Origin of the sequence: Campylobacter sp. RM12637, assembly GCF_020137645.1 — a bacterium.
In the GTDB taxonomy this organism is placed as follows: Bacteria; Campylobacterota; Campylobacteria; order Campylobacterales; family Campylobacteraceae; genus Campylobacter_E.
Genome location: NZ_JACGAV010000006.1, coordinates 71,392 through 86,681 on the forward strand (window position 1 = coordinate 71,392; position 15,290 = coordinate 86,681).

The window sequence follows — 15,290 nt, forward strand, 5'->3', positions numbered from 1 at the left end:
TTTAATCCTTTAATTGTTTTCTTATACGAGACATTAAAAATAATAACTCATCATCATCTAATTCACAAAGCATTGTAAATACAGCTTTTACTGCTTGTGGTTTAGAATTACCTAAACGCCAGTCTTGATAAGTTCGCATAGGTAATCCTAAACGCTGCGACATTGCTTGCAAAGAAATTTTCTTACCATTTTCTTTACTTTCTATCGCATTATGTAATAAATTAAATATATCGTTCGTCTCAATCATTTTTAAATTATACGATTTTAAAAATTAAACTTCGCTAAAACGGAGTTTATATTTGTAAAAAAATATAAAAAATACAAAATATCCTTAAATTAATACATTAAAAAATAAAATATATACGAAATAATGTATAAAATATATGGTTAAATAATTTTACTAAATTAAGTTGAGTGTATTAGACTAAATAGTTACTTGATAGTTAACAACTCAAGTGATATAATTTGCTTATCAATTTTAAGGTATGAGTGATAATGAGTAAAAAAACTGATTTTATACTAGAGCAAATGATTAAAGCTTATTTAAGCGAGCAAAATCCAATTGGCTCTATGTTATTGCAAGATAGTTTGAATGTTCCTGCAAGCACTATAAGAGTTTATTTTAAACAACTTGATAGTGATGGTTATATTTCAAAACTTCACGCAAGCGGTGGAAGAATTCCTACTCAAAAAGCTATGAAATATTATTGGAAGCAATTTTTTAATTATGAATTAAATTCTAAATTAGAATTAAACTCAACTTTAAATTTATTAAGAGTTGCTAACGAGAATGATTTGTTTTTCCTTATTGTTGATAACAAAAAAATATTTTTAAATGATATTTTAAACATTGAAAATAGATTTATTATTTTAGATTTTATAGAAAATAGGGTTTTGATTGATTTTAATGATGAATTAAATATACTTTTTAATCAGTTAAAAGGATACGAGATAAATGATATTAAGACTATTTTATATAGATTAAATTTAATAAATACTTTAAGTGATATTGAAAATTCTTTTAAAAATAAAATTAAATTTATATGTGGAGAAAAAATTTTTGCAAATATTGTAAAACTTTCTTCATTTAGTTCTATTATGAATTTAAAGTTACTTGATTATTTTACTAATAACTTGATTTATGATGAGCTATTTTTACCTGATTTTATGGGAGTTAAATTAGATTGTAATTATATGCAAAATAAAAGCTCTTTAATAATTGCAGGTAGTATTTTTACAGACTATGAAAATGTTTTAAATCAATTAAGGGAGGCGATATGAGCGAAAAAGCCACGCAAGAAGAAAATGTAGTAAATAACGAAGAAGTTTGCGAATGCAATGAAAATTGTGAATGCGAACAAAATGAGTTAAGTAATGAAGAAATTGCTTTAAGAGCAGAGCTTGATAAGGCAAATGAAGAATTTGCAAAATTAAAAGACGCTTATCTTAGAGCTAATGCAGATTTTGAAAATTATAAAAAACGCTTAGAAAAAGATAAGCAAAGTGCTGTTTTATATGCACAAGAAGGATTGCTTAAGGATTTAATACCTGTTTTAGACGCATTAGAAAATGCTAGTAATTTTGAAGCAGATGATGAGTTTTCAAAACAACTTAAACAAGGTATTGATAATACTTTAAGTTTATTTAAAAATATCCTAGCAAAACACGGAATTAAAGAAATCGTAGCTAATGAAGGTGATGAATTTGACCCTAGTTATCACGAAGCTATGATGCATGTTGAAGCAGAGCTTGAGCCAAATTGTGTTGCAGCTATGTTTCAAAAGGGTTATATGATAAATGACAGAATAATTAGAGCTTGTAAAGTAAGCGTATCAAAATAAAAGGAGAAAAATATGGGAAAAGCAATAGGTATAGATTTAGGAACAACAAATTCATGTGTAGCAATTTATGAGCGTGGAGAAAAAAAAGTAATTCCAAATAAAGAAGGAAAAAACACAACCCCTTCAATTGTAGCATTTACAGATAAAGGCGAAGTTTTAGTAGGTGATAGTGCAAAACGCCAAGCAGTAGCAAACCCAGAAAAAACAATTTATTCAATTAAAAGAATTATGGGTCTTATGATGAATGAAGACAATGCTAAAGAAGCGGCAAAACATTTACCTTATAAAATAGTAGATAGAAATGGTGCTTGTGCGATAGAAATTGCAGGTAAAACTTACACTCCACAAGAAATTTCTTCAAAAGTTTTAATGAAACTTAAAGAAGATGCTGAAAGCTATTTAGGAACATCTGTAACTGATACAGTAATTACCGTTCCAGCATACTTTAACGATGCACAAAGAAAAGCTACTAAAGAAGCAGGTCAAATCGCAGGATTAAATGTATTAAGAATTATAAACGAACCAACTGCAGCAGCTCTAGCTTATGGTCTTGATAAAGTAAGTGCTGAAAAAATTGCAGTATATGACCTAGGTGGTGGGACATTTGACGTTACAATCTTAGAAACTGGTGATGGTGTTGTAGAAGTTTTAGCAACTGGTGGTAATGCGTTTTTAGGTGGAGATGATTTTGATAATAAATTAATTGATTTCTTAGCAACTGAGTTTAAAAATGAGCAAGGAATTGATTTAAGAAATGACAAAATGGCGTTACAAAGATTAAAAGAAGCAGCAGAAAACGCTAAAAAAGAGCTTTCAAGCACAAATCAAACTGAAGTGAATTTACCATTCATTACAGCTGATGCAACAGGTCCAAAACACCTTGTAAAAACAATCACAAAAGCTCAATTTGAAGGAATGATTGACTCACTTGTGGCTGAAACTATCACAAAAATCAATGAAGTTATAAGTGAAGCAGGAATTAGCAAAAACGAGATTAAGGAAGTAGTAATGGTTGGAGGTTCAACTCGTGTGCCTTTAGTTCAAGAAGAAGTTAAAAAAGTATTTGGAAAAGAACTAAATAAAAGCGTAAATCCTGATGAAGTTGTTGCAATGGGTGCTGCTACTCAAGCAGGAATTATTCAAGGTGATGTAAAAGATGTGCTTTTACTTGATGTTACTCCACTTAGTCTTGGAATTGAAACTTTAGGCGGAGTTATGAGTAAAATCATAGAAAAAGGTGCAACAATTCCTACTAAAAAAAGCCAAACATTCTCAACTGCAGAAGATAATCAAAGTGCAGTTACTATTAATGTTTTACAAGGTGAGCGTGAGTTTAGCCGTGATAATAAATCTCTTGGTAATTTTAATCTTGAAGGTATCCCAGCAGCTCCAAGAGGTGTGCCGCAAATTGAAGTTACATTTGATATTGACGCAAATGGTATTTTAACGGTAAGTGCATTAGATAAAGCAAGTGGTAAAGCTCAAAATATCACAATCACAGGTTCAAGCGGATTAAGTGATGAAGAGATTAAAAATATGATAAACGAAGCTGAGAAAAACAAAGAAGCTGATAAATTAAGAAGAGAAGTAGTAGATGCGAAAAATCAAGCTCAAAGCCTAGTTCATCAAGTTCAAAAAAGTCTAAATGATTTAGGAGATAAAGTAGAACCTGCAATTAAACAAGAGATTGAAGGTGCAATAAATGAGCTAAATGATGTAGTAAATAATGAAAACGCAACAAAAGCTCAAATAGATGAGAAAATGAAAAAACTAAGCGACGCAAGTCATAAATTAGCTGAAAATCTTTACAAAAAAGATGATAGCAAAGACGCTAAAAAAAGCGAAAAAGATGATGCAGTAGATGCAGAAGTAGAATAATAATTTATTAAAAAACTAGTCTTACAAGGATTTATCCTTAATTTTAGGAATTTCAATTTGAAATTCCTAATTTATCTTAATTTAAAATATCTTTTAATGTTTATTTTTATTGATGGTAAAATTTAGTAAATATTATATTTTTACACAAAAATAGATTGCAAGCTCTGAATTAATTTTGTAAATTACAATTAAGTATGAAAAGTATATAAAATAAGAGTTCTTATATTTTATAAAATAATTTTTAAGAATTTAAATAAGTCATATAGTTTTTAAATAAGCATATATAAAAATTAAGTATTTTTAAAAACATTTGATAGCAATTTTAAACCCAAAATATAATTTATTTTTTATTACTGCAATATTCAAAGCATATATCAATTATTATAAAGTAAGTTATTAAAATCATTTGAATTGTTTTTTTATACTAGTATTTAAGCTTTAAATGGTTTTTAGCTCTTATAATTTAGTGCAAAAGCTAAGGATAATATAGGTAAAAATACCTATATTATTGATTTTTATCTATTTGTTTTATTAAATCACTCATTTTTACATTTTGACCTAATATTTTTAGGTAGATATAATAGTTTGCTAAAACTTTTTTACCATACAATCTACTTTCTAAATAAGGCACAAGCTCCATTGATAAGAATGGTTCATATGATTTTAGTTTAGAATTTGGATTAAACATATAATCTTTTTTTAGCATTCTTTGAGTAAATCCTAAGCCCCCGTTATAAGCATAAGCTATAAATATAGGATGCTTAACTCCTTTTTTAAGCGTATTTATATGAGCGTTTGCGAATTTATAAGCTATTTTTGGGTCAAACATTTGAGTAACATCAAAATCATTATCATTAAAATCAACTTTAGCAGTATGTCTTGCTACAAAAGGCATAAATTGCATCATACCTAAAGCATAAGAAGTGCTTACAGAAGCTGGTAAAAATCTGCTTTCTTGTTTAGCAATAGCTAAAATTAGTGCTTTTTGCTCTACGCTATAACTGGCTAATTCTTCAGGAAATGGTATTGGATAAATATTATCTTTAAAATTACTTAATTTATCGCTAATTACTAGATATTGTCCTTGAGTATTTTTGGTATTAAAATATTCTTGCATTTCACTAAGCTTTTGAGTATCAGCGTTTTTAATGTCATTCATAAATCTAGCTTGAACTAAAGCATTATTTATAGGATAATCTATGCTTTTTGTAGGATTTGGTGTGATGATGGTCGGTAATGGTGTGTTTGTTAGCTCTTTTGCTAAAATACTATAAATATTTAAATCATCACTATTTGCTAAAGTATCTAAATGCCTAGTTTTATTACTAGCTAAATAAGCAAAAAATAAAGCATTATCCTTTGGTCTTTTATATTTATAAGTTTTATTAGCTCTTAAAAAGTATTTTTCTGCTAAGGCATTTTTATTAAACATAAGTGCATTTAAACCTAATACAAATGCTAAATCTTCTTTAGCGTCTTCTTTATCAAGACTTGCTAATTTTTCTTTTATTTTTGGATATTTATCATCTACTATAGCTGAGTTTAAAAATTTATAAGCATTAGGGTGTTCCATCATACTAGCACGAGTAAGTGGCCCTGGAGAAAAATCATCTAGCTTATATCCATCATAATAAAGCTTCATTAAGGTTTTTCCATCACCTTTTTTAATGCTTTCTGCCACAGGGTTTTTGTTAGCTAATATGCTTAATTGCGAGCTTAGATTTTTATCTTTTTGTTTATAAATATTTGCTAGTTTTATTAGGTTTTCTTTGCTTAACTTTTTTGCAAAATTTATTTCTTTTAGTCTAAATATCTGACATTTTTCATCTGCGTTCATTATAGAATTGATTGAATAATTATAGCAAGAATCAGCAGGTAATGTTTTTGGCTCTTCTTTAATATCTTTGCTTAGTTTTTCATATTCTTTTTTCATAACTCCAGCAAAACGGAAAATATGTGTTTTAAATTCTTTTAAATCTTCTTTTTTTATCTCATTATTTTTTAATAAATTATATAAAAAAAAGTCCTTAGCAAGTGAGTTTGGCTCATTTTTTAATTCTTCATAAGTATATGAAAATAAAGCTTGAGCAATTAATAATATACTAATTAATTTTTTCATAATAATCCTTTTACGATTTTTACTAATTCAAATAATCCGATTTGTAATAAATGTATTCCTACGAAAACAGCAATAGGAGCAAGACTTACCATACCTATATTTAAAAATCTAGGCGGTATTATCATATATACTAAATCAAAGGCAGGTCTTACTAATTTATATACAATATTGTATATTTTATATCCGATAGGGCTTGTAAAAGCTTGTGGAAAAAACGAAAATAAACAATAGGCAATAACTAAATAAGAATAAATATTTAGTCCTCTTATTATCAATACAAGTAGTAAAACTACAATATCAGCAAAGCTCATCTTTTACCTTTAAGAACTCGCTCATACAAGGTTGCATAATCTCATAAATTTGTGCTAATTCAGGGCCGTGAGCTGAACCACTAAGCAATAATCTTAAGCTCATAAATAATTGTTTGCCTTTTAAATTAGCGTTGTGATTTAGTTTAAATTCTTCGTATTTGCTAGGTAGGTTTGATTTTTCTAATTCAGCTTTTAATATTTTCGCACTCTCACTAAAGTCTAAATTGTTAGCAAAAACTACATTAAATGGTAGAAAATATCCACTAAGTTTAGCTCTAATTTCATTTAAAGTGCTTGCTTCTTCTAAGTGAAGTTTTGCTAATTTTGCTAATACTTTTACATTGCTAAACTTAGCTAAAAACTCATCTTTAAACAATAATCTAGCTAGAATTTCATCATCTAAAATCTTAATATGTTCTCTATTTATAAATCTTAATTTTGCCATACTAAATCTAGCCGGAGATTTAGAAATATTGCTTATTTCAAACCAAGAAATTGCATTATCCATCGTAAAAATTTCATCAGGGGTTTTATTTCCTAAAGCTAGTAAATAATTAGCTATCGCATCAGGCAAAAAGCCTTCATTTAAAAGCCATTTTACGCTTGAATGCTCTTGTCTTTTACTCATTTTTTGACCGCTTTCTTCGTCTAAAATGATAGGTAAATGTGCATATTGCATACTTTCATTAAAGCCTAAAGACGCCTTTATATGTTCTTGTTTTGGAGTATTGCTTACATGGTCTTCTCCACGGATAATAAAGCTAACTCCTTCGCACATATCATCCATAGAACATGCAAAATTATATGTAGGTGTCCCATCAGCTCTTAAAATTACAAAACTATCAACATCATTTGGCTCAAATGATAAAACGCCTTTTATTTCATCTTTGAAAGTGATTGTGTTTTTAGGTTTTTTAAGTCTTATTACGAATGGTTTATTTAAATCTTGTTTTAAATTCTCGCAAGTTCCATCGTATCTATAAGCTCTTTTTTCGTTTTTTGCTAATTCTTTTTTCTCTTCTAATTCAGCTTCGGTGCAATAGCATTTAAAAGCAGAACCATTTTCTAATAATTTTGCTGCTAATTTTTGATGAGTTGCTAGATGAGTGCTTTGCACATAGTATTCGTCCCAATTAATCCCAAATAAATTTAAAATACTCTTAATCTCTTCTTCTTTGCCTTGAATATTTCTAGCAGTATCTGTGTCTTCTATCCTTAAAATAAACTTTTTATTATATTTTTTCGCACATACATAATTAATAACGGCAGTCCTTAAATTCCCTATATGCATATCGCCTGTAGGTGATGGGGCAAATCTAAACATTTGTAATTCCTTGATATGATTTTTCATAATTCTATTTTAAGAAAGTAAAAAGAGTGCCAATGAAAGAAGTATTAAAAAAAATTTCTTTTTTTAAAGATTTTAGCGAAAATGAGCTTGAAGAATTAGCAAAAATTTGTATTCTTAAAAGCTACGAAAAAGGCGAAATGCTATTTATGGAAGGTGAAAGTAGTAAGTATTTGCACTTATTAATTAAAGGAAATATTAAGGTTTATAAAACCAACCAAAAAGGAGCTGAAATTTTTATGCATAAATTAACTCCGATTTCTTTTGTAGCCGAATTAGCTAATTTTGAAAATATCCCTTTTCCTGCGAGTGCTAGTTTTTTAAATAGTGGGGAAGTGATTAAGATTGATTTTGAAGAGCTTAAAAATAAGTTTTTAACTAAGGTTGATTTTGTTCTAGCTTTATTAAGTGGAATTTCAAAAAAGTTAATTTATTTATCAGAATTCGTTCATAATGAAATGATTTTAAGTGCTGAAGCAAAGCTAGCTAAATTAGTTTGCGAGCAAAGCGAAGTATTTAAGAGCATAAAGCATATCCAATTAGCTTCATTTATAAATCTAGCTCCAGAGACTTTTTCTAGAATTTTAGCTAAGTTTAAAAATGATGGAATTATTAGTTTTGATGATGATAAAAACTTAATAATTCATGATGAAAAATATTTAAAATCACTTTACGAGAATTAATTATGAGCTTACACCATTTATTATTTGCTATTGCATTTTGCGTTGCTGTTTTTATTGCAAATGCTTATATTTATAGACAATTATTTAGAGTAATTTTCCCTAGATTTAAAGGCTTTTTTTTAGTAGTTTGCATAGTTTTGTTTATATCTAATGTTGTGTTTTTGTTCTCTATGAGAGCTAATTTTTTGCCTGATTTTCTTTATACTACTTTATCAATTCTTTTGGGTTTTTCTTTCTTCTTCTTTTTAATCGCTTTAATTTATGATATTGTTAAATTTATAGCCTTTAAAAGCGTAAAAAATATAGACACAAATAGAAGAAAAACTTTAAAATTAATTTGTGATTTAGGTGTTTTATTTGTTGCATTTGGGTGTTTTTTACAAGGTATATTTAAGGCAATTAAAATTCCACCTATTAAATATGTAGATTTAAATGCTAATTTAGGAATAAAAATCGCAATGATAAGTGATGTGCATTTAGGCAAGAATTTGCATAAAGATTTTTTAGAAAAATTAATCGCAAAAATCAACGAACAAGAAGTTGATTATGTAGTAATTGTTGGGGATTTAATAGATACTAACATAGATGATATTGATTATTTGGATTTATTAAATACCTTTAATAAGCCTTGTTTTTATGTAACGGGCAATCACGAATACTACCACGACGCTACAAAAATCATAGCAAAATTAAAGCAAACTAATATAAAAGTATTAGAAAATGAAAGCATAGATTTAGGCAAAATAGTGCTTAGTGGTATAAATGATTTAAAGGGTGCAAAATATGGAATGCCAATGGATTTAGCCCCAATTTATAAAAATTTTAATGATACTAAATACAATATTTTATTAGCTCATCAACCTGTTGTAGCTAAGGAATTTGATTTGAGTAGATTTGATTTAGTTTTATCAGGGCATACTCACGCAGGGCAGATTTTCCCATTTAGTATTTTTGTTTTAATGCAGCAAGGATTTTTGCACGGACTTTATGAAATCGGTAAAAAAACTAAATTATATGTTAGTAGTGGTGCTGGATTTTGGGGTCCATCTATACGCTTTTTAGCACCTAGTGAAATAGTAATAATTAGACTTTAAGGAATATAATGAGAAAAACAATTTCAAGAATTTTTGGTAAATTAGTAAGCATAAAATATCCAAAAATTATGCAAAATTATATAAACAAAACTTATGTAAAGCATTTTAATATACCTTTAGATGAGTTTAAAGATTATAAAGAATACGATAGTTTATTAGCTCTTTTTACTAGAAGATTAATAAAGCCAAGAGAATTTGAAAGCGGCTTTATAAGTCCTTGTGATGGCACTATTTTAAGTTATGCAAAAAGCTCAAATTTAAAGGCATTTAGTATAAAAGGTAAAGATTATGATATTAAAGAGCTTTTAGGTTTTACTCCTAAAAATGAGCTTGATTTTTTAAATATTTATCTTAGTCCAAGGGATTATCACAATTATCATAGTCCTTGTAATATGCAGGTTTTAAATCTAAAATATTTTTGTGCGGAGCTTTTTAGCGTTAATTTAAAAGCACTTAGTAAGCATGATAATTTGTATTCAAGAAATGAGCGTGTGGTTTTAACTTGCAAAAAAGATAGTGGAGATATTTTTTATATGGTTTTTGTAGGAGCTGTAAATGTTGGCAAGATGGAATTTGATTTTGATACAAGCGTGCAAACTAATATGAAAAATGCAAGTGATTATGAGAAAAACTATGATAATGTAAGCTTAAAAAAAGGCGAAATGCTAGGAAGATTTTTGATGGGTTCTACTATTTTAATCTTAGGCGATGATTTAAAACTTGAATGCCAAGTTGGTGCGATTAAATTCGGACAGAGAATAGCAAATGATTAAAAAGACTAATGCAGCAAGGTTTTTAGATACTTTAAAAATAGATTATGAATTATTAAGCTATGAAGTAGATGATGATTTATCAGCAATTAGCGTAGCAAAAAAGACAGGAATTGATATTAAATATATTTACAAAACCATAGTTTGCGAGGGTAAAAATGCCTTGTATGTTGCTTGTATTCAAGGGGATTTAGAAATAGATTTAAAATCTTTTGCAAAGGCAGTAGGAGAAAAATCCTTAAGCCTTTTAAAACTTGATAAATTAAAGGATAAAACAGGATATATTAGGGGCGGTTGTTCGCCTTTTGGTATGAAAAAAGATTATGTTAGATTTATTGACGAAAGAGCTTTAGAGCTTGAGTATTTTGTGCTTAGTGCTGGGCTTCGTGGTCTTCAGCTAAAAATAAATGCAAAATATATTCAAAAGCTTTTTAATATTGCTAGTATAAGCAATTCATCTATCATTTAATTCTCCTTTTTTATACATTGGTTGAAATTTATTAACAATAACATTGAGCATTCTGTATCTTATTTCCTTATCTTCTGGGCAATATTTATGTAAAGCATATAAATAATTAACCGGACCATCATAGATATTTTTTATATATACATTACTTTTATCTGTAAATAAAATAGCTTTTTTAAAGTATTCATTAATTTTTATTGTGTCTGTAGCATTACAAATATAATCAGGTAAAGGTATATCAGTAACATCTATTTTTGAAGTTCCATCGTAGTAATTGTTTTCACTATAATATTTAAATGCTGAAGTTCTTAAGATATCTATGACTACTTCTAGGTATAGTGCGTAATTAAATTTTTTCTCTGCTTGATATGAATAGTATTTATTAAAAGCTATATTTAAAAGCTCATAAATTTCACTTGCTTTATCATAATCTTTTATATAATATTCATATGACCTTTTATGTGGAGAATGAGACATATATAGCATAACCAAACCAAGCATATTAGATAGTCTATATTCTGTCATAATATCCACATCATAATAAATATTGCCATAAGGCACTCTTTTTATCATTTCATAGATTTCTTGATAATCATCGTAGCTTAGCTTGTCTAACATACTATAATCTTGTGTTTTTTTAGTTAAACCATACATGCGTTTATAATACAAAACCCACCACATAATATCTTCAATACTATCATCTGGCAAGAGCTTTTTACCTTCATCATAATAATTTTTAGCTATATTTAAAAAAGGTCTTACAATAAAGCTATCATATTTAAAAAATATATTTAATGTATTTGCAATATCAATAAATAAATATCCGGTTAAAAATTTTTCACTTGCTTCTGGGTTTTTACTATATTTTTGTGGATTAAATTCTAATAAATATAAACTCATAATTAAAATATATAAAAGTGGAATTATTATAAAAACAATAAATAAAGCTTTGTATAAAATCTTTTTAAAATTAAATTTAAAATTAATTATTTGATTTATATTCATATTTAACCTTGTAAAAATAAGGTTTATTATAGCAAATATATATTTAGGAATTTGATTTAAAAATTTATTTAAGTATTTAATTTTTCTTTTTTTGAACTTCAAATTGACTTAAGTCAAAGTCAAAATTTTTAAACTTTTTTAGAATAGTGAGAAAAAAGGAGAAAAAATGTTTGATTTTAAATCTTGGAAAAAAGTTAGTTTAGCAAATGCTACGGTTGAATTTTATGAGAATGATGAATATTTAGCTTTTGATAGTAGTCAGTGTATGCCACCTGAACCTATGATAAATGCTAGAGTTGGCTTAAATAATTTAAAGCCTAATCAAAAATTAATTATGCTAAATCATAAAAATCCTTTAGGCTTACTTCCTAGCGTGAAGCCATATTATGATATTCAAACTACACAAAAAGATGGACTTTTTTGGCTAGTATTTACTAAAATTAAAGAGCATAGCAATTTTGATGAAGCTTGTAAAGACCATCCATAAGGGCTAAATTATGTTAAACGCATTCGCACCACCATTTAAAGTGGTGGCTATTTATTTTATATTTGCATTTTGCTATTTATTAGCTTTTATGTTTTTATTTTCTTATTCAAATTATGATTTTGAGAGTTATCAATTTAAAGCGTTTTTACATTGTTTTTTTGCTGGATTTGCTTTAAATATAATAATAGGTAGCCTTTATCAATTAAGCTCGGTAATTTATGAAAAAGCATTCTTTAGTATAAAAGGTGTATTTTTTGTGAGTTTTATTTGCAATATCTCTTTAGCCTTTATTATGTATTCGTTTTTAAATTATGATTTGGAATTACTAAAATATAGCGTATTTGCTATGATTTTAAGTGTTTTTTATTTTATTGTGCTGTTTTTAATATCATTTTTTGATTTTAATAATATTGCTAAAAGTGCTTTATTTTGTGGGGTTGTTTTTTTAGCATTAGGCTTAGTTTGTGCTGGTTTAATTGTGCTTATTTTAAACGGGCTTATATATTTAGACTATGAACTAATTCTTCATCTTCATATATATTTTATGTTAGGTTTTATTTTGTTTATTTGTATAGGTGCTGCTAGTGTATTATTGCCAATGTTTGCACTAACTCATAAGCATAAAAATTATTTATTATGGCTTAGTTTAGTGGCGTATTTTTTAGCATTTTTTCATAAAAGTATAGCGATTTTTTCCCTAGCTTGTTTTGTATTTTGGTGTTTATATATACTTAAAATACGAACAAGAAAGGCTAAAGATTATTGGAATTTAAATATTGTTTTTGCTTGTATTGGCTCGTTTTTAGCGATGAGAGAATTTTATGTTTTAGACTATGCTTTAGCTATTAAATTATTAATTTTTGCAACGATTTTACCTTTTATAATCGCACATATTTATAAGATTTTGCCATTTTTAATATGGTTTCATTTTATTTCAAAATTAATCGGAAAAATAAAAGTCCCTTTATTAGATGATATGGTGATTAAAAAAGCAGCTTTTTTTACTATGCTAATTAATATATGCTTAGTAATTTCTCTTTATTTTAGTTCATCAATTTATTTATATATAGCGTTAAATATAGGTCTTTTAATTAATGTAATCAATTTTTTTACTTATATAAATTACAAAGGAGCAAAGAATGAAAAAGCAAGTAATTAATGCAATTTCAAATGTAATTGACCCTGAAGTGGGTTTTGATATTTTAGCTTTAGGGCTTATTTATGATATACAAATTGATAATTCATATTGTAAAATCACTATGACCTTATCTACTAAGTCTTGTCCTATGCACGATTTACTGATAACTTGGGTAAAAGACTCTGTTTTAAGTGTAGATGGAATAGATAGTGTTGATATTGATTTAGTGTTTGAACCTGCTTGGAGTATAGAAATGGCTAGCGATGAGGTCAAAAATGCTTTAAGTTTTTGATTTACTATGAGAGATTTTCTCATAGTAAATTCTAATTATAGTTTGATTTTTAATAAAGAATTATTAGCCATTTCAGGCACTAAAAGTGTGTTTGTAGAGTTATCATAAAACATATCAGCAGGTCCTTTAAGTGCTTTTAAATCTAGTTTTTCTAATTTATTTTGATTAAGTTTATAAATATAACCATTTAGCTCTTTACCCCAGCTAGATACTAAAATATCATCATTAATTTTAACAATTCCATCAAATTGCTCTAAATTATCACTTAGTTTTTCTATATTTTTACTAGCTAAATCAATTTTTAAAATAGCTCCGCCATCTTTTTCACTAGGATCATACCCTACAACATATAAAGAATTTTTATCAATCAATAAGCCATTAGGACCACCATAATTTTTGTCAATATTCATAAAAGTTTTATAGTTTTTATCTTTTAAATTGATTTCAAAAATCGTATAAGTGCCAGTATCACTTACTAAAAGAGTATTATTATCTAAGCTCTCAATTGCATTTAAAAATACCGAGCCTTTAATTTCTAGCTTAAATACTTCTTTTTTGCTTGTTATATCAAAGCCGTATAAAGTATCAATATCTACAACATAAAGTGTATTGTTAATAATCTTCATACCTTTTGGAGCATTTAAATTCTTTACAAATACATTGATTTTATCATCAGCTTTTGAGATTATATTTATATAACCATCTAAATCCTTGTTTAAAGGCTCAATTTTTTGACCTACATTTGAGACAAATACATAATCTTTATTTGCCACAACACTCTCAGGCGAAGCAAAAGCATTGATTTCTTTAACTTCCATTGCATTCATACTAGCAAGTAATGCTATACTTAAAATATATTTTTTCATCTTTTCTCCTTAAATAATTTTTGAAAAATTATAAGGAAAAAAGAATTTTATTTCTAATAGTTTTAATGTAAAAAATATAAGTTTTTTGATTTTTGAAATTGTTTTGGGGTTTTATTATATCTTTTTTTATAGCGTGAAATAAACCAAGCAGGGGAGTTAAATCCTACTTCTAAACATATTTCTGTAATGTTTTTATTTGAAAATTCTAATAAGAATTTTGCCTTTTCAAATTTTTTATTATCAAGCCATTCTTTAGGGCTAATTCCAAAACTTTGTTTGAAGTTTTTGCTAAAAGTAGTTAAGGACATATTAGATATTTTTGCCATATCATTTACGCTTTGAAAATCTTGCTCACAATATGAAAATATCTGATATAAAGATAGTTTAAAATTAGTAATTATGGTCTTTAAAAATGATAAAAAACTTTGATTATTCTTACTATAAAGTAGGGCTAAAAATAATTCTTCAAATTTTAATTTTAAAATATCTTCATTGGTTTTATAACTAAAACAAGGTAAAAATGATGTAAAAATTGAGCTTAATAATTCATTAGAATTTAGCTTAAAAATATGCTCATTGGTTGTAAAATTGCTATTTAAAAGGGCTTTATATTTATAAATTAGCTCTATTAAAATACTTTCTTTAAAACAAATTATAATTGAATTATAATAGTTATTTTCTACGCAGTCTTTTATCAGATATGAGCCTTTTGTAAAAAACAAAATCTCGTTTTTATTAATTGTAAAATCTTGCTTTTTAGTATGTATCATTTTATATCCATCATTTATAAAAACAAGAGCATAATCATCAAATAATACTTCATAATAATCATCATTTTTTCTAGTTTCATATAAACATAAATTAAGATAGTTAGAACTTATAACATTTTTGCTGATTTTATTTAATTCATTAGGTAAATATATCATTTTTTGCCTTTAGTTTTAAAATTTATATATTTTACAAAAGAAAAATTTAATAAAAATTCTTTCGTA

Annotated in this window: 17 protein-coding genes; 10 read left to right on the forward strand and 7 right to left on the reverse strand. The window is 26.8% G+C overall.

The window, feature by feature from the left end; all coding sequences use genetic code 11:
• Position 1: 1 nt before the first annotated feature.
• Positions 2-247 carry an XRE family transcriptional regulator gene (locus AVBRAN12637_RS04730; protein WP_214118828.1) on the reverse strand — a complete coding sequence of 82 codons (246 nt, stop codon included), beginning with the start codon at positions 245-247 and terminating at the stop codon, positions 2-4.
• Between the two features lie 248 nt (positions 248-495).
• On the opposite strand from AVBRAN12637_RS04730, the gene AVBRAN12637_RS04735 reads away from it, so the two are divergent.
• The 3 genes from AVBRAN12637_RS04735 to dnaK are packed head-to-tail and all read left to right on the forward strand — an operon-like array spanning position 496 to position 3,719.
• Positions 496-1,281 carry a hypothetical protein gene (locus AVBRAN12637_RS04735; RefSeq protein ID WP_214120281.1) on the forward strand — a complete coding sequence of 262 codons (786 nt, stop codon included), beginning with the start codon at positions 496-498 and terminating at the stop codon, positions 1,279-1,281.
• Positions 1,278-1,841, forward strand: coding sequence for a nucleotide exchange factor GrpE (locus AVBRAN12637_RS04740; protein WP_214118832.1), 564 nt, complete (start codon positions 1,278-1,280; stop codon positions 1,839-1,841). The genes AVBRAN12637_RS04735 and AVBRAN12637_RS04740 overlap by 4 nt, the downstream gene beginning before the upstream one ends.
• Positions 1,842-1,853: 12 nt before the next feature.
• Positions 1,854-3,719 (forward strand): molecular chaperone DnaK, encoded by a 1,866-nt coding sequence (dnaK, locus tag AVBRAN12637_RS04745; protein ID WP_336615423.1) that lies wholly within the window; start codon positions 1,854-1,856, stop codon positions 3,717-3,719.
• A gap of 505 nt (positions 3,720-4,224) precedes the next feature.
• On the opposite strand, the gene AVBRAN12637_RS04750 is transcribed toward dnaK, so the two are convergent.
• The 3 genes from AVBRAN12637_RS04750 to gltX are packed head-to-tail and all read right to left on the reverse strand — an operon-like array spanning position 4,225 to position 7,473.
• Entirely contained in the window at positions 4,225-5,838 is a 1,614-nt protein-coding gene (locus AVBRAN12637_RS04750) for a lytic transglycosylase domain-containing protein (RefSeq protein WP_336615424.1), read from the reverse strand.
• Positions 5,835-6,149 (reverse strand): YggT family protein, encoded by a 315-nt coding sequence (locus tag AVBRAN12637_RS04755; RefSeq protein ID WP_214118983.1) that lies wholly within the window; start codon positions 6,147-6,149, stop codon positions 5,835-5,837. The genes AVBRAN12637_RS04750 and AVBRAN12637_RS04755 overlap by 4 nt, the downstream gene beginning before the upstream one ends.
• The gene (gene gltX / locus AVBRAN12637_RS04760) at positions 6,136-7,473 is read right to left on the reverse strand and encodes a glutamate--tRNA ligase (protein WP_336609414.1); all 1,338 of its coding nucleotides are present in this window, start codon (positions 7,471-7,473) and stop codon (positions 6,136-6,138) included. The genes AVBRAN12637_RS04755 and gltX overlap by 14 nt, the downstream gene beginning before the upstream one ends.
• A gap of 59 nt (positions 7,474-7,532) precedes the next feature.
• On the opposite strand from gltX, the gene AVBRAN12637_RS04765 reads away from it, so the two are divergent.
• Genes AVBRAN12637_RS04765 through AVBRAN12637_RS04780 form a run of 4 tightly spaced genes read left to right on the forward strand, consistent with a single transcriptional unit; the run spans position 7,533 to position 10,513 of the window.
• Positions 7,533-8,180: a Crp/Fnr family transcriptional regulator gene (locus AVBRAN12637_RS04765; protein ID WP_214118979.1), complete on the forward strand. Its 648-nt coding sequence runs from the start codon at positions 7,533-7,535 to the stop codon at positions 8,178-8,180.
• Positions 8,181-8,182: 2 nt separating this feature from the next.
• Complete coding sequence (locus AVBRAN12637_RS04770; protein WP_336613858.1) at positions 8,183-9,274, forward strand: metallophosphoesterase; 1,092 nt, start codon at positions 8,183-8,185, stop codon at positions 9,272-9,274.
• An 8-nt stretch (positions 9,275-9,282) separates the two neighbouring features.
• Positions 9,283-10,047, forward strand: a complete 765-nt coding sequence (locus AVBRAN12637_RS04775; protein ID WP_214150281.1) for a phosphatidylserine decarboxylase — start codon at positions 9,283-9,285, stop codon at positions 10,045-10,047.
• Positions 10,040-10,513 carry a YbaK/EbsC family protein gene (locus tag AVBRAN12637_RS04780; protein ID WP_214118975.1) on the forward strand — a complete coding sequence of 158 codons (474 nt, stop codon included), beginning with the start codon at positions 10,040-10,042 and terminating at the stop codon, positions 10,511-10,513. Before AVBRAN12637_RS04775 ends, AVBRAN12637_RS04780 begins: the two co-directional genes overlap by 8 nt.
• Here the strand turns inward: AVBRAN12637_RS04780 and AVBRAN12637_RS04785 are convergent.
• Positions 10,499-11,515, reverse strand: coding sequence for a hypothetical protein (locus tag AVBRAN12637_RS04785; protein ID WP_239803590.1), 1,017 nt, complete (start codon positions 11,513-11,515; stop codon positions 10,499-10,501). The two genes, AVBRAN12637_RS04780 and AVBRAN12637_RS04785, sit on opposite strands and share 15 nt — an antisense overlap.
• A gap of 166 nt (positions 11,516-11,681) precedes the next feature.
• Between AVBRAN12637_RS04785 and AVBRAN12637_RS04790 the strand changes: the two genes are divergently transcribed.
• The 3 genes from AVBRAN12637_RS04790 to AVBRAN12637_RS04800 are packed head-to-tail and all read left to right on the forward strand — an operon-like array spanning position 11,682 to position 13,432.
• On the forward strand, positions 11,682-12,002 hold the full coding sequence (locus AVBRAN12637_RS04790) for a hypothetical protein (protein ID WP_214118493.1): 321 nt from the start codon (positions 11,682-11,684) through the stop codon (positions 12,000-12,002).
• Positions 12,003-12,012: 10 nt separating this feature from the next.
• Entirely contained in the window at positions 12,013-13,161 is a 1,149-nt protein-coding gene (locus tag AVBRAN12637_RS04795) for a hypothetical protein (protein WP_336607040.1), read from the forward strand.
• Complete coding sequence (locus AVBRAN12637_RS04800) at positions 13,142-13,432, forward strand: metal-sulfur cluster assembly factor (protein ID WP_336608580.1); 291 nt, start codon at positions 13,142-13,144, stop codon at positions 13,430-13,432. Before AVBRAN12637_RS04795 ends, AVBRAN12637_RS04800 begins: the two co-directional genes overlap by 20 nt.
• A gap of 35 nt (positions 13,433-13,467) precedes the next feature.
• On the opposite strand, the gene AVBRAN12637_RS04805 is transcribed toward AVBRAN12637_RS04800, so the two are convergent.
• Entirely contained in the window at positions 13,468-14,298 is an 831-nt protein-coding gene (locus AVBRAN12637_RS04805) for an ATP-binding protein (RefSeq protein WP_336608579.1), read from the reverse strand.
• Between the two features lie 62 nt (positions 14,299-14,360).
• Positions 14,361-15,224 (reverse strand): helix-turn-helix domain-containing protein, encoded by an 864-nt coding sequence (locus AVBRAN12637_RS04810; protein ID WP_336608578.1) that lies wholly within the window; start codon positions 15,222-15,224, stop codon positions 14,361-14,363.
• Between the last annotated feature and the right edge of the window lie 66 nt (positions 15,225-15,290).

Bases quoted from the DNA above. Each gene is read 5' to 3' on its own strand.
- AVBRAN12637_RS04730 (WP_214118828.1), bottom strand. From the start codon at position 247: ATGATTGAGACGAACGATATATTTAATTTATTACATAATGCGATAGAA.
- AVBRAN12637_RS04735 (WP_214120281.1), top strand. From the start codon at position 496: ATGAGTAAAAAAACTGATTTTATACTAGAGCAAATGATTAAAGCTTAT.
- AVBRAN12637_RS04740 (WP_214118832.1), top strand. From the start codon at position 1,278: ATGAGCGAAAAAGCCACGCAAGAAGAAAATGTAGTAAATAACGAAGAA.
- dnaK (WP_336615423.1), top strand. From the start codon at position 1,854: ATGGGAAAAGCAATAGGTATAGATTTAGGAACAACAAATTCATGTGTA.
- AVBRAN12637_RS04750 (WP_336615424.1), bottom strand. From the start codon at position 5,838: ATGAAAAAATTAATTAGTATATTATTAATTGCTCAAGCTTTATTTTCA.
- AVBRAN12637_RS04755 (WP_214118983.1), bottom strand. From the start codon at position 6,149: ATGAGCTTTGCTGATATTGTAGTTTTACTACTTGTATTGATAATAAGA.
- gltX (WP_336609414.1), bottom strand. From the start codon at position 7,473: ATGTTTAGATTTGCCCCATCACCTACAGGCGATATGCATATAGGGAAT.
- AVBRAN12637_RS04765 (WP_214118979.1), top strand. From the start codon at position 7,533: ATGAAAGAAGTATTAAAAAAAATTTCTTTTTTTAAAGATTTTAGCGAA.
- AVBRAN12637_RS04770 (WP_336613858.1), top strand. From the start codon at position 8,183: ATGAGCTTACACCATTTATTATTTGCTATTGCATTTTGCGTTGCTGTT.
- AVBRAN12637_RS04775 (WP_214150281.1), top strand. From the start codon at position 9,283: ATGAGAAAAACAATTTCAAGAATTTTTGGTAAATTAGTAAGCATAAAA.
- AVBRAN12637_RS04780 (WP_214118975.1), top strand. From the start codon at position 10,040: ATGATTAAAAAGACTAATGCAGCAAGGTTTTTAGATACTTTAAAAATA.
- AVBRAN12637_RS04785 (WP_239803590.1), bottom strand. From the start codon at position 11,515: ATGAATATAAATCAAATAATTAATTTTAAATTTAATTTTAAAAAGATT.
- AVBRAN12637_RS04790 (WP_214118493.1), top strand. From the start codon at position 11,682: ATGTTTGATTTTAAATCTTGGAAAAAAGTTAGTTTAGCAAATGCTACG.
- AVBRAN12637_RS04795 (WP_336607040.1), top strand. From the start codon at position 12,013: ATGTTAAACGCATTCGCACCACCATTTAAAGTGGTGGCTATTTATTTT.
- AVBRAN12637_RS04800 (WP_336608580.1), top strand. From the start codon at position 13,142: ATGAAAAAGCAAGTAATTAATGCAATTTCAAATGTAATTGACCCTGAA.
- AVBRAN12637_RS04805 (WP_336608579.1), bottom strand. From the start codon at position 14,298: ATGAAAAAATATATTTTAAGTATAGCATTACTTGCTAGTATGAATGCA.
- AVBRAN12637_RS04810 (WP_336608578.1), bottom strand. From the start codon at position 15,224: ATGATATATTTACCTAATGAATTAAATAAAATCAGCAAAAATGTTATA.